The following is a 23,657-nucleotide window of genomic DNA, read 5'->3' on the forward strand; positions in this document are numbered from 1 at the left end:
GCCCGCCGTGCTCAGCGGCGCATTAGGGTGACGGTATGTCGGCCACGCGCTACACGTACCTCGGTCCCCAGGGCACCTTCACGGAGGCCGCCCTGCGCACCCTCCCGGAAGCCGCGACCAGGGAACTCGTCCCGATGGTCTCGGTACCCGCCGCACTCGACGCCGTACGGGCCGGTGAGGCCGCGGCGGCACTCGTGCCGATCGAGAACTCCGTGGAGGGCGGTGTCACGGCCACCCTCGACGAACTGGCGTCGGGCGAGCCGCTGATGATCTACCGCGAGGTCGTCCTGCCCATCGCCTTCGCGCTGCTGGTGCGCCCGGGGACGAAGCTCTCGGAGATCAAGACGGTGACGGGCCACCCGGTGGCCCAGCCGCAGGTGCGCAACTGGCTGCGCGCCCACCTGCCGGACGCGGTGTGGGAGTCGGCGGCGTCGAACGCGGACGGGGCGCGGCTCGTGCAGGAGGGTCGGTTCGACGCCGCCTTCGCGGGCGAGTTCGCGGCTGCGACGTACGGGCTCGAAGCGCTGGTCACCGAGATCCACGACGCCCAGAACGCCGAGACGCGGTTCGTGCTGGTGGGCCGGCCCGCCAGGCCCGCGGCCCCGACCGGCGCGGACAAGACATCCGTGGTCATCTGGCAGCGCGAGGACCATCCGGGCGCCCTGATGGAGCTGCTCCAGGAATTCGCCGTGCGTGGCGTCAACCTGATGCTGCTCCAGTCTCGTCCCACGAGCGCGGGAATCGGGAACTACTGCTTCGCCGTCGACGCCGAGGGCCATGTCTCGGAGCGCCGGGTGGGCGAGGCGCTCATGGGCCTGAAGCGGATCTGCCAGCAGGTGCGGTTCCTCGGCTCCTACCCCCGGGCGAGGGTGGCGCCGGAAGAGGTACGGACGCTGCGTGCGGGGACGTCGGACGCCGAGTTCACCGCCGCGTCCGACTGGCTGGCGCGCTGCCAGGACGGCCGCGCCCAGGACTGAGCCCGGGTCCACTGCGGCGTTTCCGGGCGGAGCCGCGCTAGGGCCGCGGTCCTACCTGCAGATTTTCGTTGTCCACAGAACTTATCCACAGGTTCGCTTCTCGCCCTGGGGACAAGTCGACAACGCAAGGCCACATCATCGACAAATCAACCCAGGGCCCCCAGTTCCCTCCACAGAACGACACGTCGGACTCTGTCACCTCAATTCCCTTGATCAACTCTTTGGAACGAGGAATTCCCACCCGAATGAGTGCGTCAGGGCGGTTTGGGTGGCGAATCCTCGGGTGCCCCCACGCCTTTCGTAATGATCAATTGCATAGTCCACAGACTCTTCGCACACCCTGTGGATAACCGGGATTGATCATGCTCCCCTGTGGACAAGCGGTCCAGAATCCGGACGGGGCCGGGGCGGCGCGGTCAAGCCGCCTCCCGTCGCGCTGCCCCTTTTCGGCGTAAAGCACTGACACAATTGACGCGCGCGGCACGGAATTGCCCCCGCCTTTCTTAATTCCGGCAATTCGGGCAAAGTGTCACGCAAGGTCATATCGGGTGGGGTGGCCCGAGTCGGCACCGGTAGCCTGGTGGGGTGATTGACCTTCGCCTGCTCCGTGAGGACCCCGACCGTGTTCGCGCCTCCCAGCGCGCCCGTGGAGAGGATGTCGACCTTGTCGACGCCCTCCTCTCCGCCGATGAGCGGCGAAGGTCCTCGGGCCTCCGCTTCGACGAGCTGCGCTCCGAGCAGAAGTCGCTCGGCAAGCTCATCCCCAAGGCCTCTCCCGAGGAGCGCGCCGAGCTCCTGAAGAAGGCCGAACAGCTCAAGGCCGACGTCAAGGCCGCCGAGGCCGCGCAGAACGACGCCGACGAGGAGACCAGGCGGCTCCTGCTCCAGCTCGGCAACATCGTCCACCCGGATGTTCCGGTCGGCGGCGAGGAGGACTTCGTCGTCCTGGAGACGCACGGCACGATCCGCGACTTCGCCGCCGAGGGCTTCGAGCCCAAGGACCACCTGGAGCTCGGCGAGGCGCTCGGCGCCATCGACGTCGAGCGCGGTGCCAAGGTCTCGGGCTCGCGCTTCTACTACCTGACCGGTGTGGGCGCCCTTCTGGAGCTCGCCCTCGTCAACGCCGCTATCGCCCAGGCGACCGAGGCCGGCTTCATCCCGATGCTCACCCCCGCGCTGGTCCGCCCGCGCGCCATGGAGGGCACCGGCTTCCTCGGCCAGGCCGCGGAGAACGTGTACCACCTGGAGAAGGACGACTACTACCTCGTCGGCACCTCCGAGGTCCCGCTCGCCGCGTACCACATGGACGAGATCATCGACGGCGACAAGCTGCCGCTGCGGTACGCGGGCTTCTCGCCCTGCTTCCGCCGGGAGGCCGGCACGTACGGCAAGGACACCCGCGGCATCTTCCGGGTCCACCAGTTCGACAAGGTCGAGATGTTCTCGTACGTCGCCCCCGAGGATGCCGAGGCCGAGCACAAGAGGCTGCTGGACTGGGAGAAGCAGTGGCTGACCGCCCTGGAGCTGCCGTTCCAGGTGATCGACGTCGCCACCGGTGACCTGGGCTCGTCGGCCTCGCGCAAGTACGACTGCGAGGCGTGGATCCCGACCCAGGGCAAATACCGCGAGCTCACCTCGGCGTCGAACTGCGACGGCTTCCAGGCCCGCCGCCTGTCCGTCCGGATGCGCGACGGCAAGAAGGTGCAGCCGCTGGCGACGCTGAACGGCACGCTGTGCGCCGTTCCGCGCACGATTGTGGCGATCCTCGAGAACCACCAGCTGGCCGACGGTTCGGTCCACGTCCCCGAGGTCCTGCGTCCCTACCTCGGCGGCCGCGAGGTGCTGGAGCCGATCTCCAGGTGAGTCCCGCCCCCTTCCCGTACAAGCTCGTCGCGACGGACCTCGACGGCACGCTGCTGCGTGACGACGACACCGTCTCGGAGCGCACGCGTGACGCACTCGCCGCGGCCACCGCGGCGGGTGCCGCGCACATCATCGTGACCGGGCGCGCGGTGCCGTGGACGCGGCACATCCTGGACGACCTCGGCTACCACGGCCTGGCCGTGTGCGGGCAGGGGGCGCAGGTCTACCACGCCGGAGAGCACCGGCTGCTGACGTCGGTCACCCTGGACCGGCAGCTGGCCGGGCTCGCGCTCTCCAAGATCGAGGCGGAGGTCGGACCGCTGCTGCTGGCGGCGAGCCGGGACGGGCTCGACGGCGACGTGCTGATCGGCGAGGGCTACCGGGTGCTGGAAGGCCCGCTGCCGTACGTGCCGATGAAGGACCCGGCCGATCTGTGGGCCGCTCCGCTGAACAAGGTCTACATCCAGCATCCGACGCTGGACGACGACGAACTGGCCACGATCGCGAGAACGATGGTCGGCAGCCTCGTGGACGTGGTGATGGCCGGCGCCGGAGTCGTCGAGATCCTGCCGCTGGGCCTGAGCAAGGCCACCGGCCTGTCGCTGGCCGCGCGGCGGCTGGGTCTGCGGGCGTCGGACACGATCGCGTTCGGCGACATGCCGAACGACATCCCGATGTTCGGGTGGGCCGCCCACGGCGTGGCGATGGCGAACGCGCACGACGAACTGAAGGCCGTGGCCCACGAGATCACGGCGTCGAACGAGCACGACGGCATCGCGGTGGTCCTGGAGCACCTGCTCCACGGGTGACGGGCCTGTTCGGCAGCTGACGGCCCAGGACGCGCGGATCGGATGCGCGCCGGGACGTGGCGCAGCGTCGGCCGCTCGGTGACAGGGAGTGTCCGGGAGGGGGGCGGCCCGCGCGGATGCGCGCTCGAAGCGGCCGCCCCCTGGGCAGCCGCTCCGGCGGCCGTACGGAGTGTGATGACTACTCCGTGGCCTGCCCGGCGTCGCCCCGACGGGAGCACAACGGACCAAGGCTCGAACTCCCGGTCATTCGCCGCGCTCCTCTCCCGGTCGGTGGCACCGGCTCCTCGCACTGATGTGCTGTACCGGCTCCATCACTGTGCCCTGCACGGGGATTCGGTGCCACCGAATATCGGTGTGGTGGTGGGCGCGTGCGGGCCCCGGCCGCATCGGCCGGGGCCCGCACGCCGTCGGGGCGCGACCGCCGTGAGGGCGCGACCGCCGTGAGGGCCCGACCGCCGGGGTGTCTACCTGCCGCTCACTCCTCGCCGGCCAGCTTGAGGACCCGCAGCTTCTGGCCCGCGTACCACGTCGCCGCCACGGTCACCCCCACCAGCAGCGCCACCGCGGCGGGCAGACCGACGTCCGAACCGATCATGCCCTCGCCGCCGATCCTCTCGGCGAGCGACAGCGACCACTGCTGGACACTGAGCGTCCGCGCTCCTGGCACCAGGCTGCCGAACAGGGTCTCCCAGACCAGGGCGTAGACGAGGCCGATGACGACCGCGTGCCGGCTGACCGTGCCGAGGAGCAGGAACAGGGCGCTGTACGCGATGGAGGAGACCAGCGCGGCGACGGTGCAGGCGATGGCGATCTGCTGTCCGTTGCCGTTCAGGATGAAGCCGGCGACGAACGTGGGCACGGCCGAGAAGGCCATCGTCACAGCGATCGCCACGATCAGCTTGGTGAAGATGATCGTGGGCCGCTTCACCGGCTTGGCGAGCAGGTAGACGATCGAACCGTCGTCGATCTCGGGCCCGATCGCGCCCGTGCCCGCGATCACTCCGATCAGCGGCACCATCGTGGCGAGGGCGAACCCGCTCAGCACATCGGCGGCCACCTGGTCGTCCGCGCCGTTGAAGGCCCGTACGGCGACGGCGATCAGCAGCAGCAGACCGGGCAGCACGAACAGGATGGCGGCGCGGCGCCTGCCGAGCACGGCCCGATAGGTGAGCCGGGCGACTGTGGGGTTGTACATGGACGTCACAGCTCCTTTCAGGCCGCTACGAGGTAGGAGAAGACGGATTCGAGGGACTCGTCGGACGGAGAGACCGTGAGAAGCCGGATGGAGTGCTCGCGGGCGACCTTCGGCAGCAGCTCGGTGAACCGGCCGAAGTCGACGGCCTGGATGCGCAGCGCCCCCTCGGCGAGGTCGACCTCGATGCCGGAGGTGGACGGGTCGGCGATCAGGGCAGCGGCGAGCGCCCGGTCGTCGCTGGAGCGCACGAGGTAGCGGTGCGGACGGTCCGTCATCAGGCGGCGGATCCGGCGGAAGTCGCCGCCCGCCGCGTGCCGGCCGGCGACGATCACCTCGATGTGGGAGGCCAGTTGCTCGACCTCCTCCAGGATGTGCGAGGAGAACAGCACCGTGCGGCCGTCCGCGCCCATGTGCCGCAGCAGCTCCATCAGCTGCATGCGCTGGCGCGGGTCCATGCCGTTGAACGGTTCGTCGAGCAGGAGCACGGAAGGGTCGTGGACCAGCGCGGAGGCCATCTTCACCCGCTGCCGCATCCCCTTGCTGTACGTCGCGATCTTGCGGTCCTGGGCGTACGCCATCTCGACCGTGGCGAGCGCGCGTGCGGCCTCCCGATCGCCCAGCCCGTGCAGTTCGGCGTTGGCGACGACGAACTCGCGGCCGGTGAGGAAGTCGTACATCGCCTCCCGTTCGGGAACGACGCCGATCTGCCGGTAGACCGCCTCATTGCGCCAGATCGGGCGGCCGTCGAGCGTGACGGAACCGGTGGAGGGGGCGAGGAAGCCGCCCATCATGTTGATGAGGGTGGACTTCCCCGCGCCGTTGGGGCCGAGGAGACCCGTGACACCCGGACCGATCTCCATGGTGACGTCGTTGACGGCCACCACGTTGCCGAACCAGCGCGACGCGTGCTCGATGTGAAGAGTGCTCATGAGCGCAGCCCATTCCTTGGAAGGGTGGTGGTGGGCTGGGGGTACCACCCAGCGGTAGCTGGGGGAGGGTGGGCGGTCACAGGCCGACCTTCCGGTAGCGGCGCATCAGCACGGCGTAGGAGCCGGTGACGAGCGCGAGGACGACGAGGAGATAGACGACGCCGGCACCCGCACCCGGGCCCTGGCCGCCCGGGAAGGCGGACGTGGCACCGAGGAATGCGGTCTGCGCCCCATCGATGAGCGTGACCGGCGAGAACAGGCCCAGCCACTGGACGGCCCCGGGCGAACCGGTCTCCCAGGCGATGGCCTGGACCGTGGACACGGCCCCGTACGTGATGGTGAGCGTGGCGATCACGGCGGCGACGCCGAAGCCGCGGCGCGGTGTGAAGGCGGCGAGCACCAGGCCGATGCCGCCGAAGAGGACGGAGAGGAGAGCGACGGAGACCATGCCCTGCGCGAAGCCCTTCGTCTGGTCGGCGAAGTCGAACTTCGCCAGCAACGCCCCCAGATAGAGGATGACCAGCGGCGCGCCAGTGAGGACGAAGAGTGCCGAGGCCATCGCCGCGAACTTGGCGAGCACGTAGTCGACGCGTTCGATCGGACGCGAGAAGTACAGCGGGACCGATTTGAAGCGCAGATCGCGCGAGACGGACTGCGGTGCCTGCGCCGCCAGGAACAGGGCGATCAGCGCCTGCATGATGATCGCGTACCGGGTGTACTCCACCGGCAGGTCCTTCATCGTGGGCACCGAGATCGCCACTGCCACCATGATCGCCGCGACGGCGCACATGATGCCCAGCAGGATCATCGGCAGCACCTTGGACTTGGCCGAGCGGCCGAGACCGTAGGCGCCGCGCAGCGACTGGGAGTAGAGCGAGCGGCGCGCGTAGGCACGGCCGAGACGGGGGCCGTCGTAGGTGCGGTACCCGATGTTGTGGATCCGCGTGGTCTCCGCGGCTCCGGGGGTCTGCGTGCTCACCGGGCCTGCACCTCCTCGGTCCGTGCGGCCGTCTCCGGGCGGAAGACCTCCGCGATGTGGTGACGGCGCTGTTCCATCCGGACGAGACCGAGGCCGAGGTCGGCGACCGTGTCCCGGACGATGTCGTAGGTCTCCTCGCCGGCCGTCTCCAGCAGCAGGATGTGGCCCGCACCGGGCAGGCCCTCCTCCGTCCCCTCCTGCAGTGCGACACCGGCCGCGGCGAGCGCCTTCCGGAGCGCGGCGGTGCCGTCCGGGTGCGCCTCCGAGTCGGTGACCTCCACCGCGAGGGTGGCCGTGGTCTGGGTGAAGTCCTTGGTGGAGCTGGAGCGCAGCAGGGCGCCGCCGTCGATGACGACGACGTGGTCGCAGGTGCGCTCCAGTTCGCCGAGCAGGTGGGAGGTGACGAGGACCGAGATGCCGAAGTCGGTGTGGACCCGGCGGATCAGGCCGAGCATCTCGTCGCGTCCGACCGGGTCCAGTCCGTTGGTCGGCTCGTCGAGGAGGACCAGCCGCGGATCGTGGACGAGGGCCTGCGCGAGCTTCACGCGCTGCTTCATACCGGTCGAGTAGCCGCCGATGGGGCGGTAGCGCTCCTCGTACAGACCGACATGGCGCAGGGTGTCGGCGGTGCGCTCGCGGGCGGCCGTCGGCGGCAGGCCGGACATGCGCGCCATGTGCACGACGAACTCGGTGGCCGAGACGTCGGGCGGCAGGCAGTCGTGCTCGGGCATGTAGCCGACGCGCTCGCGGATCTGCGCTCCGCTCGTGGCCACATCGAGGCCGAGCACGGCGGCCCGGCCCTCGGTGGCGGGGGACAGACCCAGCAGGATCTTGATCAACGTGGACTTGCCGGCTCCGTTGGCGCCCACCAGGCCGGTCACACCGGGGCCGATGTCCAACGAGAGCCGGTCAAGCGCGGTCACCCTGGGGAACCGCTTGCTCAGGCTTTCGGTCGCGATCACAGTCACGCTTCGACGGTAGTGGCGCCCGCCACACCCGGCGTCAGCCTCGCGGCCCGATGTGCATCAGACTCGAGAGGTACGGACCCGTAGGGGCGATGCGACCTGAGGAAGACCTGCCGTCGGGGACAGCTGCGCTCGGGGGTGGCGATCTGCGCCGGTGCCGACGGGGACGGGTGGCGATACCGGTGCCGCCAGAGGTGGGCGCCGGTGCCGTCGGGGACGGGTGGCGATACCGGTGCCGCCAGAGGTGGGTGCCGGCGCCGTCGGGGACGGGTGCCGGTTGCTCCCGGCGCCGTCAGGGACCGATGCCGGTGCCGTGCGGGCGAGGACATGTGCGCCGAGGCCGTGGAGCTCGGTGTGCCGGTACCGATCACGGGGTGCGGGGACGCGTTACTGATGCTCAGGTCGCAAGGGCTGGCGATTGCCGCCGAGTTGCACGCCGCGGGTGTTCACCTGGCCGCAATCTCCGGTCGCCCACTGGTGCTTCGTGGTCCGGCCGAGCACATCGCCGCCGTTTTATGGGAGTTCACGGCCGAGCATGCCTTCACCGTCATCCGGGAAGGAGGAGGCCCACGGACACCGATGCGGCACAAGCGGCCGCGCCGGGCCGGGGGCTGCGCCCGCTCGCACAGCAGGACAGTCGACGCCGAACTGACCGGACTGCTAGGAGCGTTCGTCATACGGCAACTCCCTCGGCACCTGTCGGCCCGCCGCATCCCGCCTGCCGGAAAGGAGCATCCACCTCGTACCGCTGTCTGCGGACAACGGACGGTGTCCGCAGGCTGGTCGGTGAGGAGAAGGGTGCGGCATTCGTCGCCGGTGCCGCCGAACGCGGAGTGCACGCCGACAGGTTGGATGCCATTGCGGCAACCCACAAGGAGAGCGAGCGGTTTGATCAAATGGGGGGAACGACATAGGAGTTGTCCACAGGGTGGTCAAATTGCCTGTGGATAAGCCGAGTTGGTTGTGGATCAAACATCCGGGTCCATAATTTTTTCAGTGGCGTGGGCGACATCCGCGGGGCACGCTGGAGAGATGAATGCAGGACCAACGGGTGCCTCCCCGGACGACCGGCGCACCGTGAAGGTGTCGAAGTACCTCTCGAGGCATCTGCGGCACCAGCCCGACCGGATCGGCATCACCCTCGACGCGAACGGCTGGGTGTCGATCGACGAGCTGATGCGTGCGTCAGCGGCGCACGGCTTCCGCTTCAGCCGAGCCGAGCTGGACCGTGTCGTGGCCGTCAACGACAAGAAGCGGTTCACCATCGACGGATCCCGTATCCGCGCCAACCAGGGCCACACCGTGGCGGTGGACCTCGACCTCCCGCCCGCCGAACCGCCCGAGTACCTCTACCACGGGACCGTCTCCCGCAGCCTGGACGCGATCCGCGCCGAGGGACTGCGCCCGATGACCCGCCACGACGTCCACCTCTCGCCCGACCGGGAGACCGCCACCCGCGTCGGCGCCCGCCGCGGGCGGCCCGTGGTGCTGTCCGTGCACGCCGGCGCGCTGCACCGCGCTGGCCACGTCTTCCGGGTCAGCGCCAACGGCGTGTGGCTGACGGCCTCGGTGCCCCCGGAGTTCATCCGCTTCCCGGGGGCGTAGCAGCCGTCCCCCGCGCGGAGCGGGGACGGCAGGCAGCGCCTCAGCCCCGGGCCACACCCGCGGCACGGCGACGGCAGCCCCTCAGCACCGGCCACCTCCCGCTCACCGGCCCCTGTGGCGCGCGTCAGCGGCGGAGCTGCGCCGGCGCCTCCGTGACGATCTGCTCGAAGACCGCCTGGTCGGCGGCGAAGTCCGAGTCGGGGATCGGCGCGTGGACCACGATCTCGCTGAAGCCGAGCGCGAAGTGCCTCCCCGCGAAGTCGACGAACGCGTCCAGCGACTCCAGCGGGCGCCCGCGGTCGGGGGTGAACCCGGTCAGCAGGATCTTCTCCAGGTCCGCCTCGTCCCGGCCGATGTCGGCGCAGGCCTTGGACAGCTTGTCCAGCTGCCCTCGGATGGCCTCGCGCGACTGCTCGGGCGTGCCCGTCTCGTTCACCTTCGGGTCGCCGGTCGTCACCCAGGCCTGCCCGTACCCGGCCGCCAGCTTCAGCCCGCGCGGCCCGGTCGCCGCGATGGCGAACGGCAGCCGCGGGCGCTGGACGCACCCGGGGATGTTGCGGGCCTCGACCGCCGAGTAGAAGGTCCCCTCGTGCGTGACGGCCCCCTCGGTCAGCAGCCTGTCGAGCAGTGGCACGAACTCGGCGAACCGGTCGGCCCGCTCCCGCGCGGTCCATGGCTCCTGCCCGAGCGCGGTGGCGTCGAAGCCGATGCCGCCCGCGCCGATGCCGAGCGTGATCCGCCCGCCGGAGATGTCGTCCAGCGAGATCAGTTCCTTGGCCAGGGTCACCGGGTGCCGGAAGTTGGGCGAGGTCACGAGCGTGCCCAGCCGCAGCCGCTCGGTCGCGGCGGCGGCCGCTGTCAGCGTCGGTACGGCGCCGTACCAGGGCCCGTCCCGGAACGTCCGCCACGACAGGTGATCGTAGGTGTACGCGGCGTGGAAACCGAGCTGCTCGGCGCGCAGCCACTGGTCGCGGCCGCCGTCATGCCAGGGTCGGACAGGAAGAATCACGGTACTCAGACGCATGCCGTCGAGCGTACGTGGCACAGAGCGGAGTCGTACCGACGTACGGCTCAGCCCCGGCCGCCGTGCCGCTCAGCACGAGCCGCCGTACCGCACCGTATTCGGCCGCTGCACCGCCTCCTTTCCGGCCACCGTGCCGGCCCGCACTCAGATGTGCGCCCTCTCGCACGCCCGTGCAACACGTACGGGAGAATGTCCCAGTGACCTCAGCTACCGATCCCCGCCACCTGCCCGCCACGCCCCGGCTGATCGCCACGGACCTCGACGGCACCCTGCTGCGGGACGACAAGTCCGTCTCCGAGCGGACGATCGCCGCACTCGCCGCCGCCGAGGAGGCCGGGGTGGAGGTCTTCTTCGTCACCGGCCGCCCGGCCCGCTGGATGGACGTCGTGAGCGACCACGTCCACGGCCATGGCCTGGCGATCTGCGCCAACGGCGCGGCCGTGGTGGACCTGCACGCCGGTGGGCGGCTGCTCAAGGTCCGTGACCTGCCTCGGGCGAACGCTCTCCAGGTCGTGACCGCGCTGCGGGCCGCGGCCCCCGGCACGTCGTTCGCCGTGGAAATGACCACCGGCATCCACTACGAGCCGGACTACCCGCCCTTCCAGCTCGACCCGGGCGCGACCGTGGCCGCCGCCGAGAAGCTGCTCCACGAGGCACAGCCGGGGGAGGGCGCCCCCGTGATCAAGCTGCTGGCGCACCATTCCGAGCTCACGCCCGACGGCTTTCTGACTCTCGCCCGCTCCATCACCGCGGACCTCGCCTCCGTCACCCGTTCCAGCCCGACCGCGCTGCTGGAGATCAGCGGCCTCGGAGTGAGCAAGGCCAGCACGCTCGCCCTGTGCTGCGCGGAGCGCGGCATCTCCGCCGACGAGGTCGTGGCCTTCGGGGACATGCCCAACGACGTGGAGATGCTGACCTGGGCCGGCACCTCGTACGCGATGGGCAACGCCCATCCGGACGTCGTCGCCGCCGCCTCCGGGCGGACCGTCGCCAACAACGAGGACGGCGTCGCGGTGATCATCGAGGAGATCCTCACCCGCCGCCTCCAGGCGGGCTGATCCGGCGGAGGGCACCGGGCGGCCCGGCTACAGCTGGACGCCGTGCTCCTGCAGCCAGGCCACCGGATCGACCCCCGACCCCAGATAGGGCGTGAGCCGCACCTCGAAATGCAGGTGCGGGCCGGTCGAATTGCCCGTCGTGCCGGCCTGGCCGATCCACTGCCCGGTGCGCACCTGCTCACCCTGGTCCACGCTCACGCCCGCGAGATGCGCGTACTGCGAGTAGTAGCCGCCGGGGTGCTGGACGACGATCTCGATGCCGAAGCCGCCGCCGCACGACACCGAGACCACCCGGCCCGCACCGACGGAACGCACCGGCGCGCCGATGTCCACGGCGAAGTCCTGTCCGGTATGCCGTCGCGCCCAACGCTCACCGGTGCTGTTGAACCCGGCGGACAGGCTGTAGCGCTCGACGGGCGTGACCCACTCCGGCCCCGCCGGTTCGGCGGGCTGCTCCAGTCGTACGGCCCCCGCGCACTTGCCCGCCGCCACGCTGCTGTCCGCCTCGCTCTGCAGCTTCCACTGCGCGGTCTCCAGCTTCGTCTCGATACCGCGCTTGACCACCGCGAGCCGTTCCTTGCGCACCGCGAGGTTCCGCCAGGCCGCCCGCGCCTTCTCCTCGGCCCGCGCGAGTTGTCCCTCGGCCCGCCGCGCCTGCTCCAGCAGCCGCTTCACCGCCCGTTCCGCCTGTGCCGCGAGGAGGTAGCCGCGCAGCAGGGTGTCGGGGCTGTCGGCGAGCAGCAGCCGAGCCGTGTTGGCGAGCGAACCGCCGGTGCGGTACTGCTCGCGCGCGACGCCGCCGATGGAGTCGTGGATCGCGCCGAGCCGGGCCCTGTGCTCGCTCAGCCTGGACTGGAACTGCTCGGCCGTGACCCGCTGGGCGTCCGCCGCCCGCCTGCCCCGCTCGTACTCGTCGGTGGCCTTGGCCGCATCCGCGTAGAGCCGCGCCACCTCGACGGCGGTGGGCAGCTCGGGCTGGTCGGCCCCTGCCGCGGGAGCGGCGGGCTCGTCGGCCCCGCCGGCAGGGGGCGCGGGCTCATCGGCCCCGACCGCAGGGGGCACGGGCTCATCGGCCCCGACCGCAGGGGGCGCCTCTCCGGGCGGCGGCTCCGCCGCGGGGAACGGCGTGAAGGGCGGGTCGGCCGCGGGGAACGGCGTGAAGAACGGGTCCGCCGCAGGGAACGTGAAAGGCGGGTCCGCCGCAGGGAACGGCGTGAAGGGCGCGTCCGCCGCAGGAAACGGGGCGGGCGCGTCCGACAGGATGGCCGGCGGCTCCGGCTCCTCGGACGCCACGGCGGATGCCGGCGCACCGAGGAGCGTGCACAGCACCACCGGAACGATCAACAGCCGGTCACGGTGTCTCAAGCGCATTCCGCATCGTTACCCGGCTCCGCCGCCGAGCCGGGCATCGGTGCGGTGTCGTACGGCCACCTGGCCCAGCAAGCACCGCAGCGCGGGCTACAACCACCCGCCGAACGGGCCTGCGGCGGTACCCGGCCCTCGCCAAGAGCCCTTCAGCCGCGCGTCCCCGGAACACGGTCGTGCTCGCGCCTCCGGACCGATGCCCGATCCGCTGCTGCTCGATCCGCCCAGCTACTCGGCCCGCCGCCCCGGATTCAATGAGCCATGCCTGAGGCAGAAAGTCGGGCGCTGTGGGCGTCGGTGGCCGTCTCCCGCTCCAGCATCGACCGCAGCGGCCCCTCGATCAGCGCGAGTTCGTCGTACTGACCCCGCTGCACGACGCGCCCTGCCTCCAGCACCACGACCTCGTCGACGGCTTCAAGACCGCGCAGGCGATGGGTGATCAGCACGGTCGCCGGGCCCGCGCCGCTCCGTTTCTCCGCCGCTGCCAGCAGGTCGGCGGTGAGCGCGTCGGCGGTCGCCAGGTCGAGATGCTCGGCCGGCTCGTCCAGGACGAGCACCGGGAAGTCCGCGAGCAGGGCCCGGGCCAGGGCGAGCCGCTGCCGCTGACCGCCGGAGAGCCGGGCACCGTGCTCGCCGACGAGCGTGTCGAGCCCTTCGGGCAGCGCGTCGGCCCAGTCCAGCAGCCGCGCCTCGGCCAGCGCCCGCCTGAGGTCGTCCTCCGTGGCCTCCGGCCGCGCCAGGCGCAGGTTCTCCCGCAGTGAGCTGTCGAAGAGATGGGCGTCCTGAGCGCACAGGCCCACGAAGCGCCGTACCGCGTCACCGTCCAGCGCCTCCGCGGGAACACCTCCGAGGGTGTACGTCCCCGAGCCCGCGTCGAGGAAACGGAGCAGCACCTGGGCGAGGGTGGTCTTCCCCGACCCGGACGCGCCGACGACGGCCACCCGCCTGCCCGCCGTGAGCGTCAGGTCGACGCCGCTCAGCGCGTCCGCCTCCTGGCCGCCGTACCGGGCACCGATCCCGCGCAGTTCCAGCGGGAAGGCGGTGGCGGGCGGTGCCGCCGGGTGCCGCGGCTCGTGGACGGGCACGGGCGCGTCCAGCACTTCGTGCACCCGCTCGGCACTGCGCTCCACCCGTCGGCGGTACTGCACGGCGAGCGGCAGTCCGGTGACCGTCTCGAAGGCGGCGAGCGGCGTGAGGACGACGACGGCCAGGCAGACGCCGGTGAGCCGGCCGTCGTGCACCGCCTGGATGCCGACGAGCGCGGCGCCCACCACCGTCAGTCCGCAGATCAGCGAGGAGAGCCCACCGCCGAGCGCCGTGGCGGCCGCACCCCGCGCGGCAATACGGGTCAGCTTCCGGTCCGCGTCGCGTGCCGTCTCCAGCCGCTGCGGCAGTGCCCCGGCGACGCTCAGTTCGGCCGTTCCCCGCAGCAGGTCGGTCACCATGGTGGCGAGTGCTCCGCGTGCGGGTGCGAGCTGCCGCTCGGCCCGGCGGGCGACGGATCCGCTGAGCAGCGGCACGCCGACACCAGCGGCCAGCAGGCCGGCGGCGAGCACGGCGCCCGCTGCGGGCAGCAGCCAGGCGGTGAAGGCGACGGAGGCCGCGCCGACGACGATGGCCGCACCGGCGGGGAGCATCCAGCGCAACCAGTAGTCCTGGAGTGCGTCCACATCGGCGACCAGCCGCGAGAGCAGGTCCCCGCGCCGGGTCCGGCGCAGCCCCGCGGGCGCGATCCGCTCCAGCCTGCGGTAGACCGCGACCCGTGTCTCGGCCAGCATGCGTAGCACCGCGTCGTGCGAGACGAGCCGCTCCGCGTAGCGGAAGACGGCCCGCCCGATGCCGAAGGCCCGGGTCGCCGTCACGGCGACCATCAGGTACAGCACCGGCGGTTGCTCGGACGCCCGGGAGATCAGCCATCCCGAAACGGCCATCAGCCCGACCGCCGATCCGAGGGCGAGGCTGCCGTGCAGCAGCGCCAGCGCGAGCCGGCCGCGCAGCCCGTCCGCCGCCGCACGGACCCGCAGCAGCTCGGACCGTACGCCGCCGGGCGCGGAAGCCCGCGCACCGGAAGGCTCCCCATCGGCGCACTCCTCCGGCCGAACCGCCGCGGCCGCCTGAACCGGGGCGGCGGCGGGGCCGGGCGTCCGAGCGGGTGCGGAATCGGCGGCGCGGGTGAGCGTGACCACCCGGTCCGCCACTGCGAGCAGTGCCGGGCGGTGGACGACCAGCAGGACCGTGCGCCCCTGCGCCAGCCGGCCCACGGCCTCGACGATGCCCGCCTCCGTCGCGCCGTCGAGCGCGGCGGTCGGCTCGTCGAGCAGCAGCACCGGCCGGTCGGCGAGGAACGCCCGTGCGAGGGCGAGCCGTTGCCGCTGCCCCGCGGACAACCCCGAGCCGTCCTCACCGAGCACGGTCTCCTCGCCCTGGGGAAGCGCGGCGACGAAGTCGTACGCCCCCGCCTCCCGCAGCGCGGCGCACACCGCCGCGTCGTCCGCGTCCGGTCGGGCCAGCCGTACGTTGTCCGCGATCGTCCCGGCGAAGAGGTACGGGCGCTGCGGCACCCAGGCGATCTGCTGCCGCCAGAGCCCCGAGTCGATGGCGGTGAGATCGGTGCCGCCGATCCGCACCTGTCCTTCGGCCGGTTCCACGAACTCCATCAGCACATCGAGCAGCGTCGACTTCCCGACGCCGCTCTCCCCGACCAGGGCCACCGTCTCGCCGGGCTCCACGACCAGCGAGGCCGAGGAGGGAGCAGCCTCGTCGCGTCCGGGGCGGCGTACCGTCACCCGGTCGAACTCCAGCCGGAGCTCGTCGGGGACCCGCCCGCCGCCGGTGCGCCTCGGCTCGGTGCCCAGCACCTCGAAGATCTCCTCGGCGGCCGCAAGCCCCTCGGCCGCCGCGTGGTACTGCGCGCCGACCTGGCGCAGCGGCAGATAGGCCTCGGGGGCGAGGACCAGGATCACCAGGCCCGTGTACAGATCGAGTTCGCCGTGAACCAGACGCATGCCGATGCTGACGGCCACCAGCGCCACCGACAGCGTCGACAGCAACTCGAGCGCGAAGGACGACAGGAACGCGATCCGCAGCGTGCGGACCGTCGCCTGCCGGTACTGCGTGGTGATCGAACGGATCGACTCCGCCTGGGACTTCGCCCGGCCGAACACCTTGAGCGTCGGCAGGCCGGCCACGACGTCCAGGAAGTGTCCGGAGAGCCGGGACAGCAGCCGCCACTGACGGTCCATCCGGGACTGAGTGGCCCAGCCGATGAGCACCATGAAGAGAGGGATCAGGGGCAGCGTCACCACGATGATCGCGGCGGACACCCAGTCCTCGGTCACGATCCGGGCCAGCACCGCCACCGGGACCACGACCGCGAGCCCCAGCTGAGGAAGGTAGCGCGAGAAGTAGTCGTCCAGCGCATCGATGCCGCGGGTCGCCAGCGTCACCAGAGCCCCGGTGCCGGCCCCGGCCGGAGCGGCGCCTGCCACCCGGCCGGGGCCCAGCTCGGCCGCCCTCGCCAGCAGCCGGCCGCGCAGCTCGGACTTGACCGCCGCACTCGCCCGGTGGGCCGCCAGCTCGGTCAGCCAGGCGACGAGTGCCCGGCCGACAGCGACGGCCGCCAGCAGCACCAGCGGCATCGACAGCCCCGGCACGGTCAGCCCCCGCTGGAAGGCCCCGACCACCACCTCGGCGATGAGCATCGCCTGCGTGATGACGAGCAGCGCGCCGACGAGGCCGAGGACGACCACCGCGGCCAGGAACAGGCGCGTGGCGCGGGCGTACCGCAGCAGACGCGGGTCGATCGGTTTCACGTGAAACATCCCTCGCTAGTGCGAGTCGGCCAGGTGCTGCGTGCCGATCCGCTTACGGAACACCCAGTACGTCCAGCCCTGGTAGAGCAGCACCAGCGGGGTGGCGATCGCCGCCAGCCAGGTCATGATCTTCAGGGTGTACGGGCTCGACGAGGCGTTCGTGACGGTCAGGCTCCAGGTGTCGTCCAGCGTGGAGGGCATGACGTTCGGGAAGAGCGTCAGGAACAGCATCGCCACGGCCGCCGCGACGGTCACTCCCGACAGAGCGAAAGACCAGCCCTCGCGCCCGGCCTTGATGGCGGCGACCGCACCGACCAGCGCGGCCACGGCGATCGCCATGGCGATGAGGCTGCTCACGTCACCGCGCGACGCCTGCGTCCACGCCAGGAAGCCCAGCGCCAGCGCGGCCGTGACCGGTCCCAGCTTCAGCGCCAGGGCCCTGGCCTGTACCCGGATGTCCCCCACCGTCTTCAGCGCGGCGAAGACCGTGCCGTGGAAGGTGAACAGTGCCAGCGTCACGACCCCGCCCAGGAGGGCGTACGGATTGAGCAGGTCGAGGAACCCGCCCACGTATTCCTTGTGCTCGTCGATCTCGACCCCGCGCACGATGTTGCCGAACGCCACGCCCCACAGCACGGCGGGCAGCAACGACGTCCAGAAGATCGCGTGTTCCCAGTTGGTCTGCCAGCGCTCCTCGTCCCGCTTGTGCCGGTACTCGAAGGCGACGCCGCGCACGATCAGGCACACCAGGATGAGCAGCAGCGGCAGATAGAGGCCGGAGAACAGGGTGGCGTACCAGTCGGGGAAGGCGGCGAAGGTCGCACCGACCGCGGTCAGCAGCCACACCTCGTTGCCGTCCCAGACGGGCCCGATGGTGTTGATCAGCACCCGCCGCTCGGCCCGGTCCCGGGCGAGCAGTTTCGTGAGGACACCGACCCCGAAGTCGAAGCCCTCCAGGAAGAAGTAGCCGATCCACAGAACGGCGATGAGTACGAACCAAACGTTGTGGAGTTCCATGCCCCAACAGCTCCTCAGCGGTCTCAGTACGGGGACGGTCTCAGTACGAGAAGGCCATCGGCCGGTCGGCGTCGCGGTCGTCGCCGCCGATCCGGGTGGGCGGGTTGAGGTCGGCCTCCGTCAGTTCGGGCGGCCCCGCCTTGACGTACTTCACGAGCAGCTTGACCTCGATCACGGCGAGCACCGCGTAGAGCAGGGTGAAGACGGTCATCGAGGTGATGACCTCCGCCTGTGACACCCCAGGGGAGACCGCGTCCCGGGTCTGCATCACGCCGTAGACGACCCAGGGCTGCCGGCCCATCTCGGTGAAGATCCAGCCCCAGGAGTTGGCGATCAGGGGGAACCCCATCGTCCAGAGCGCCAGGAGCCAGTACAGCCGGGTGAGCCTTGCCCCGAGCGGCTTTCGCAGGAGTACCAGGTGCGGCACCTCGTCTTCCCCGGTCCGCAGGGCGGCCGGCAGCAGGAACTTCCTCCGTGTGAGCCACAGTCCCAGCAGGCCGAGGGAGAAGGAGGCCATACCGAAGCCGATCATCCAGCGGAAGCCCCAGTAGGCGACGGGGACGATGGGCTTGTAGTCACCGGGGCCGAACTTCTCCTGCAGCGCCTTGTTGGTGTCGTTGATGCCGGGCACGTACGAGTCGAAGTCGCTGTGGGCGAGGAAGGACAGCAGTCCGGGTATCTCCAGGGCGACCTTGTTGTGCCCCTTGTCGACGTCCCCGTAGGCGAACACGGAGAAGGGCGCCGGCTCCTCGCCGTCCCACAATGCCTCGGCTGCGGCCATCTTCATCGGCTGCTGCTCGTACATGACCTTGCCGAGGGTGTCCCCGCTGACCGCGGTGAGCACGCCGCCGACCGCCAGGGTGACCAGGCCGAGCCGGAGCGAGGTCCGCATCACCGGGATGTGCTTCTTGCGCATCAGGTGGAAGGCGGCGATGCCGACCATGAAGGCCCCGCCTGTCAGGAAGGCCGCCGAGAAGCTGTGGAAGACCTGGTTGAGCGTGGTGTTCTGGCTCAGGACAGCCCAGAAGTCGGTCAGCTCGGCGCGGCCCTTCTCCTCGTTGATCCGGTAGCCGACGGGGTGCTGCATCCAGGAGTTGGCCGCGAGGATGAAGTACGCCGACAGCAGCGTGCCGATTGAGACCATCCAGATGCACGCCAGATGGATCTTCTTGGGCAGCTTGTCCCACCCGAAGATCCACAGGCCGATGAACGTCGACTCGAAGAAGAACGCGATCAGTGCCTCGAAGGCGAGCGGCGCGCCGAAGATGTCGCCGACGAAGCGCGAGTAGTCGGACCAGTTCATGCCGAACTGGAACTCCTGCACGATCCCGGTCACCACACCCATGGCGATGTTGATCAGGAACAGCTTCCCCCAGAACTTGGTGGCTCTGAGGTACTTCTCCTTCTCCGTGCGGACCCAGGCCGTCTGCAGGCCGGCCGTGAGCGCGGCAAGCGAGATCGTGAGGGGCACGAAGAGGAAGTGGTAGACGGTGGTGATGCCGAACTGCCAGCGCGCCAAGGTCTCGGGCGCCAGCGCCAGGTTCAGGTCCACGTCGTCTCTCCTTACATCGGCGTGGTCACCGGTCGCCTGCCATTCCCTCCCATGAGGGACCAAACCAGGCGAGCTTGTGAACGCGTTCACATTCACAAGCCATTATGGCTGAAACGAAATCCGTAGCCTCCACCGGGGCCCCTCCAGACACCCTCTTCCCAAAATTTTCAACACATTGTTGAATTTGAGGCATGCAGATACGCATCTCATGGCCGACCGGGCAGCTGACCGCCACGATCGACGACACCCCCACGAGCAAGGCGCTCATGGGGGTTCTGCCGTTCTCCGCCACGGCACTGATCTGGGGGGAAGAGGTCTACTTCGAGACACCCGTCTCCCGCGGCCCGGAACCGGACGCCCGCCAGGTCGTGGAGCCGGGCACGGTCGCCTTCTGGACCGACGGCGACGCCCTGGCCCTGCCCTACGGCCCGACGCCGATCTCCCGCGGCTGGGGGTCTCCCCGAACGGAGTTTGGGGGAGAGTGCCGCCTCGCGAGCCCGTGCAACATCCTCGGACGCATCGACGGCGACCCGCGCCGGCTCGCGTCCGTACGCGCTGGAGACCCGATCCGCGTGGAGCCGGTCACCCCCGACCGGGCCTGACGTCGCCACGGGCCGGTCCCGAGCCGGCCAGGAGGGACGGACCGGTCCGGAGGCGGGAGCAGGTTCAGACGTAGCCGGTCGACAGGGACGGAACCGCTTCAGGCAGACGCGCGGAAGGCCTCCGCGGTGTGCAGGAACAGGTCGTTCGCCTCGCACTCACCGATGGTCACCCGCACGCCCTCGCCCGCGAACGGCCGCACCACGACGCCCGCCTTCTCACAGGCGGCCGCGAAGTCGATCGTGCGCTCACCGAGCCGCAGCCACACGAAATTGGCCTGCGTCTCCGGGACGGTCCAGCCCTGCTTGACCAGGGCCTCGTGGACCCGGTTGCGCTCGCACACCAGCGAGCCGACCCGCCCCAGCAGCTCGTCCTCCGCCTGCAGCGAGGCCACCGCCGCGTCCTGCGCGAGCTGCGAGACGCCGAACGGCACCGCCGTCTTGCGCAGGGCGGCGGCCACCGGCTCATGGGCGATCGCGAAACCCACCCGCAGCCCGGCGAGGCCGTACGCCTTCGAGAAGGTGCGCAGCACCGCCACATTGGGGCGGTCGCGGTAGATCTCGATGCCGTCGGGGACGTCCGCGTCGCGGATGAACTCGCGGTACGCCTCGTCCAGCACCACCAGCACATCCGACGGCACCCGGTCCAGGAAGCGCTCCAGCTGCGCCCGGCGCACCACGGTGCCGGTCGGGTTGTTGGGGTTGCAGACGAAGATCAGCCGGGTCCGGTCGGTGATCGCGTCCGCCATCGCGTCCAGGTCGTGCACCTCACCCGCGGTCAGCGGCACCTGCACGGACGTTGCCCCGCTGATCTGTGTGATGATCGGGTACGCCTCGAAAGAGCGCCACGCGTAGATCACTTCGTCGCCGGGGCCTGAGGTGGACTGGAGCAGCGACTGGGCGACGCCCACCGAGCCGGTGCCGGTCGCCACATGCGACGCGGGCACCCCGAACCGCTCGGCGAGCTCATTGACAAGGCCGGTACAGGCCATGTCGGGGTAGCGATTGAAGTTCTGCGCCGCGGCCACGGCGGTCTCCATGACACCGGGCAGCGGCGGATAAGGGTTCTCGTTGGAGGAGAGCTTGAAGGCGACCGGGCCGCCGGCCGCCGCGGGCTTGCCCGGCTTGTAGGTGGGGATGCCGTCCAGCTCGGCGCGCAGCTTGGGGCTCGTCTCGCTCACCGCAGGTCCTCCTCGATCATCCATGTGGGTACCGCATCAATACTCCTCACCTTATGAGGATTCCCAGCTGCTGCGAATGGCCGCAGCCAAGGAAAGGGGGAGTGCTCCGACCTGGCGCGCGCCGGTGGCTCACGCCGTGGCGCGCGTCCCTCGTAATGGTGAGTTGAGACCTCTTCGCAACATGGGCCCCCCGACAGGCCCATACGGCCGGATAACCGATACATCGAGCCAAGTAGCCCCAACTCCCTGGATTTCTATGAGGCTTGAGCGTTAATGATCATGCAGAAACGTGCCTGTCAACGCCTGCATATGCGACCGGCCAGACCCACCGCGCGAGCCCTACTATCGGCTCGCCATGACAGCAGCAGGGAAGCACCAGGTGAGCCGGACGGACACATCCCGCCGAGGCAGTCGGCAAGGCAGAGCGGGCATCCGGGACGTCGCCGCCGCAGCCGGAGTCTCCATCACGACTGTCTCCGACGCGCTCAACGGGAAGGGCCGGCTTCCGGACGCCACCCGCCGGCACGTCCGCGAGGTCGCCGACCGGCTGGGCTACCGCCCTTCCGCCGCGGCCCGCACGCTGAGAACCGGGAAATCGGGCTTAATCGGCCTGACCGTGACGACGTACGGGGACGAACCCTTCACCTTCACGGAATTCGCGTACTTCGCGGAGATGGCGAGAGCCGCGACCTCCGCCGCGCTCGCCCGCGGCTACGCCCTCGTCATCCTCCCCTCCACCTCCCGCCATGACGTCTGGTCGAACGTCGCACTCGACGGCACCGTCGTCATCGACCCCTCCGACCACGATCCCGTCGTGACCGAGCTGGTGCGCCAGGGCCTGCCCGTCGTCTCCGACGGACGCCCCGCCGGCACCCTCCCGGTCACCGCCTGGGTCGACAACGACCACGAAGCCGCCGTACTGGACCTGCTCGACCATCTCGCCGCCGCCGGCGCCCGCCGGATCGGCCTGCTCACGGGCACCACCACCGACACCTACACCCGGCTGTCGACCACCGCGTACCTCAACTGGTGCGAACGCGTCCGCCAGGACCCGGTCTACGAGTCCTACCCCGCGCACGACCCGTGCGCGGGCGCCGTCGCCGCCGACCGCCTGCTCGCCCGGCCCGACCGGCCCGACGCCGTCTACGGCCTCTTCGACCCCAACGGCACCGATCTGCTGGCCGCGGCACGGCGCTACGGCCTGCGCGTCCCCGACGACCTGCTGCTCGTGTGCTGCAGCGAGTCCACCGTGTACGCCACCACGGAACCGCCGATCACCACCCTCTCGCTCAAGCCCCGCCGGATCGGCACAGCCGTGGTCCAGCTCCTGATCGACGCCATCGAGGGAATCGACGAGGACCGGCCGGTCGAGCAGGTGATACCGACCGAACTGATCGTCAGGACGTCCTCACAGCGCCGCCCTCCGCGCACCACGGTCAGCCCGCCACGGTCCCCGGCGAAGGACTAGACCAACCCAATGTGGGGCAAAAAGGGCCGATGAACCGGGGGTGCGTAAGGATTCACCACCCCTGGTGCGTCACACACCGCCGGGCTCATTCCTATGATGGGCGAACGACACCGCGGACCACCCCGACCAGGCTGGGCCGAGAGGTGAACGGCGGCGCGACGGTGGTGGAGGGGTCGATGACTCAGGGGGCCGGTCAAGGACCCGTGGTGCGGACGGCGACGCTGCGCGATTTCCGCGTTCCGCCGTACGCGCAGGTTCCCGTTCAGTCGCAGTCCGTGGACCCCGGCCGATCCGGCCACCCCGGCAACGCGTTTCCCGAGGGCGAGCCGCCGGAGGGCTACACCCCCACCGCGCGCGACCTGCCCGTGATCACCCGCGGCGGACCGGGCGACACCGTGCAGGTCACGGTCGCCGTGGACGACCGCCCGGCACCCGACGGCCTCGGTCCGCTCTATGTCGTCGGCGACGTCCACGGTTACCTCGACGAACTCGTCGCCGCGCTCACCGAGAAGGGCCTCATCGACTCCGAGGGCCGCTGGTCCGCGGGCAATGCCCGGCTCTGGTTCCTCGGCGACTTCACCGACCGCGGTCCCGACGGCATCGGCGTCATCGACCTCGTCATGCGGCTGTCCGCCGAGGCCGCGGCCGCCGGCGGCTACTGCAAGGCGCTCATGGGCAACCACGAGCTGCTGCTGATCGGCGCCAAGCGCTTCGGGGACACCCCCGTCAACTCCGGGGCGGGTACCGCCACCTTCCAGGCGGCATGGCTCCTCAACGGCGGCCAGAAGTACGACATGGACCGCCTGCAGGAGGTCCACCTGCAGTGGATGTCACGGCTGGACGCGATCGTGGAGGAGGACAGCCATCTGCTGCTCCACTCCGACACGACCGCCTACCTCGATTACGGCTCGACCATCGAGGACGTCAACGACGCCGTACACGCGATCCTCACCCGTAACGACGCCGACGAGTGCTGGGACCTCTTCCGCAAGTTCACCAAGCGCTTCGCCTTCCGCGACGAGGGCGGCCCGCAGGCCGTGCGTGAACTGCTGTCCGCATACGGCGGAAAGCGCGTGGTGCACGGCCACAGCCCGATCCCGTACCTGCTCGGCGAGGTCGGCACCGAGGACGGCGAGGACGACGACCGCCCGGTCGTCGAAGGCCCGCATGTGTACGCGGACAACCTGGCCATCGCCATGGACGGCGGAGTGACCATGGCCGGAAAGCTTCTCGTCCAGCAACTCCCGCTGCGTGGCTGA

General features: G+C 70.5%; 18 protein-coding genes. 8 read left to right on the forward strand and 10 right to left on the reverse strand.

Annotated elements, in window-relative coordinates:
• Positions 1-35: 35 nt before the first annotated feature.
• The 3 genes from pheA (at position 36) to J7E88_RS18125 (ending at position 3,649) form a co-directional block, all read left to right on the forward strand.
• A complete protein-coding gene (gene pheA / locus J7E88_RS18115; RefSeq protein WP_215182283.1) occupies positions 36-977 on the forward strand; it encodes a prephenate dehydratase in 942 nt (313 codons plus the stop codon).
• A gap of 585 nt (positions 978-1,562) precedes the next feature.
• Positions 1,563-2,840, forward strand: a complete 1,278-nt coding sequence (gene serS / locus J7E88_RS18120) for a serine--tRNA ligase (RefSeq protein WP_215182285.1) — start codon at positions 1,563-1,565, stop codon at positions 2,838-2,840.
• Entirely contained in the window at positions 2,837-3,649 is an 813-nt protein-coding gene (locus J7E88_RS18125) for an HAD family hydrolase (RefSeq protein WP_215182287.1), read from the forward strand. The genes serS and J7E88_RS18125 overlap by 4 nt, the downstream gene beginning before the upstream one ends.
• A 475-nt stretch (positions 3,650-4,124) precedes the next feature.
• Here J7E88_RS18125 and J7E88_RS18130 read toward each other — a convergent pair whose 3' ends face one another.
• The 4 genes from J7E88_RS18130 to J7E88_RS18145 form a co-directional block, all read right to left on the reverse strand.
• Positions 4,125-4,844 carry an ABC transporter permease gene (locus J7E88_RS18130; RefSeq protein WP_215182289.1) on the reverse strand — a complete coding sequence of 240 codons (720 nt, stop codon included), beginning with the start codon at positions 4,842-4,844 and terminating at the stop codon, positions 4,125-4,127.
• Positions 4,845-4,861: 17 nt separating this feature from the next.
• A complete protein-coding gene (locus tag J7E88_RS18135) occupies positions 4,862-5,773 on the reverse strand; it encodes an ABC transporter ATP-binding protein (protein ID WP_215182291.1) in 912 nt (303 codons plus the stop codon).
• A gap of 76 nt (positions 5,774-5,849) precedes the next feature.
• Positions 5,850-6,752, reverse strand: a complete 903-nt coding sequence (locus tag J7E88_RS18140; protein ID WP_215182293.1) for an ABC transporter permease subunit — start codon at positions 6,750-6,752, stop codon at positions 5,850-5,852.
• Positions 6,749-7,714: an ABC transporter ATP-binding protein gene (locus tag J7E88_RS18145; RefSeq protein ID WP_215182552.1), complete on the reverse strand. Its 966-nt coding sequence runs from the start codon at positions 7,712-7,714 to the stop codon at positions 6,749-6,751. The genes J7E88_RS18140 and J7E88_RS18145 overlap by 4 nt, the downstream gene beginning before the upstream one ends.
• 1,035 nt (positions 7,715-8,749) lie before the next feature.
• Between J7E88_RS18145 and J7E88_RS18150 the strand changes: the two genes are divergently transcribed.
• Entirely contained in the window at positions 8,750-9,322 is a 573-nt protein-coding gene (locus J7E88_RS18150) for an RNA 2'-phosphotransferase (RefSeq protein ID WP_215182295.1), read from the forward strand.
• Positions 9,323-9,446: 124 nt separating this feature from the next.
• Here the strand turns inward: J7E88_RS18150 and J7E88_RS18155 are convergent, their stop codons facing one another.
• The gene (locus J7E88_RS18155) at positions 9,447-10,346 is read right to left on the reverse strand and encodes an LLM class flavin-dependent oxidoreductase (RefSeq protein WP_215182297.1); all 900 of its coding nucleotides are present in this window, start codon (positions 10,344-10,346) and stop codon (positions 9,447-9,449) included.
• Positions 10,347-10,543: 197 nt separating this feature from the next.
• Here J7E88_RS18155 and J7E88_RS18160 point away from each other — a divergent pair, with 197 nt between their 5' ends.
• Positions 10,544-11,404, forward strand: coding sequence for a Cof-type HAD-IIB family hydrolase (locus tag J7E88_RS18160; RefSeq protein WP_215182299.1), 861 nt, complete (start codon positions 10,544-10,546; stop codon positions 11,402-11,404).
• Positions 11,405-11,431: 27 nt separating this feature from the next.
• Here J7E88_RS18160 and J7E88_RS18165 read toward each other — a convergent pair whose 3' ends face one another.
• From J7E88_RS18165 to J7E88_RS18180, 4 genes are all read right to left on the reverse strand, one after another.
• Positions 11,432-12,769: a peptidoglycan DD-metalloendopeptidase family protein gene (locus tag J7E88_RS18165; RefSeq protein ID WP_251022815.1), complete on the reverse strand. Its 1,338-nt coding sequence runs from the start codon at positions 12,767-12,769 to the stop codon at positions 11,432-11,434.
• A gap of 251 nt (positions 12,770-13,020) precedes the next feature.
• Positions 13,021-16,581, reverse strand: a complete 3,561-nt coding sequence (gene cydD / locus J7E88_RS18170; RefSeq protein ID WP_215182302.1) for a thiol reductant ABC exporter subunit CydD — start codon at positions 16,579-16,581, stop codon at positions 13,021-13,023.
• A 15-nt stretch (positions 16,582-16,596) separates the two neighbouring features.
• Positions 16,597-17,598, reverse strand: coding sequence for a cytochrome d ubiquinol oxidase subunit II (gene cydB, locus J7E88_RS18175; protein ID WP_215182304.1), 1,002 nt, complete (start codon positions 17,596-17,598; stop codon positions 16,597-16,599).
• Between the two features lie 40 nt (positions 17,599-17,638).
• A complete protein-coding gene (locus J7E88_RS18180; protein ID WP_215182554.1) occupies positions 17,639-19,144 on the reverse strand; it encodes a cytochrome ubiquinol oxidase subunit I in 1,506 nt (501 codons plus the stop codon).
• 197 nt (positions 19,145-19,341) lie between these two features.
• Here J7E88_RS18180 and J7E88_RS18185 point away from each other — a divergent pair, with 197 nt between their 5' ends.
• On the forward strand, positions 19,342-19,752 hold the full coding sequence (locus tag J7E88_RS18185) for a cyclophilin-like fold protein (protein WP_215182307.1): 411 nt from the start codon (positions 19,342-19,344) through the stop codon (positions 19,750-19,752).
• Positions 19,753-19,850: 98 nt separating this feature from the next.
• Here the strand turns inward: J7E88_RS18185 and hisC are convergent, their stop codons facing one another.
• Positions 19,851-20,930, reverse strand: coding sequence for a histidinol-phosphate transaminase (hisC, locus tag J7E88_RS18190; protein ID WP_215182309.1), 1,080 nt, complete (start codon positions 20,928-20,930; stop codon positions 19,851-19,853).
• Between the two features lie 355 nt (positions 20,931-21,285).
• Here hisC and J7E88_RS18195 point away from each other — a divergent pair, with 355 nt between their 5' ends.
• Together J7E88_RS18195 and J7E88_RS18200 are read left to right on the forward strand one after the other, a co-directional pair.
• Positions 21,286-22,398: a LacI family DNA-binding transcriptional regulator gene (locus J7E88_RS18195; protein ID WP_215182311.1), complete on the forward strand. Its 1,113-nt coding sequence runs from the start codon at positions 21,286-21,288 to the stop codon at positions 22,396-22,398.
• 161 nt (positions 22,399-22,559) lie between these two features.
• Positions 22,560-23,657 (forward strand): metallophosphoesterase, encoded by a 1,098-nt coding sequence (locus J7E88_RS18200; protein ID WP_374196293.1) that lies wholly within the window; start codon positions 22,560-22,562, stop codon positions 23,655-23,657.

This window comes from Streptomyces sp. ISL-10 (assembly GCF_018614575.1).
Taxonomy (GTDB): domain Bacteria; phylum Actinomycetota; class Actinomycetes; order Streptomycetales; family Streptomycetaceae; genus Streptomyces.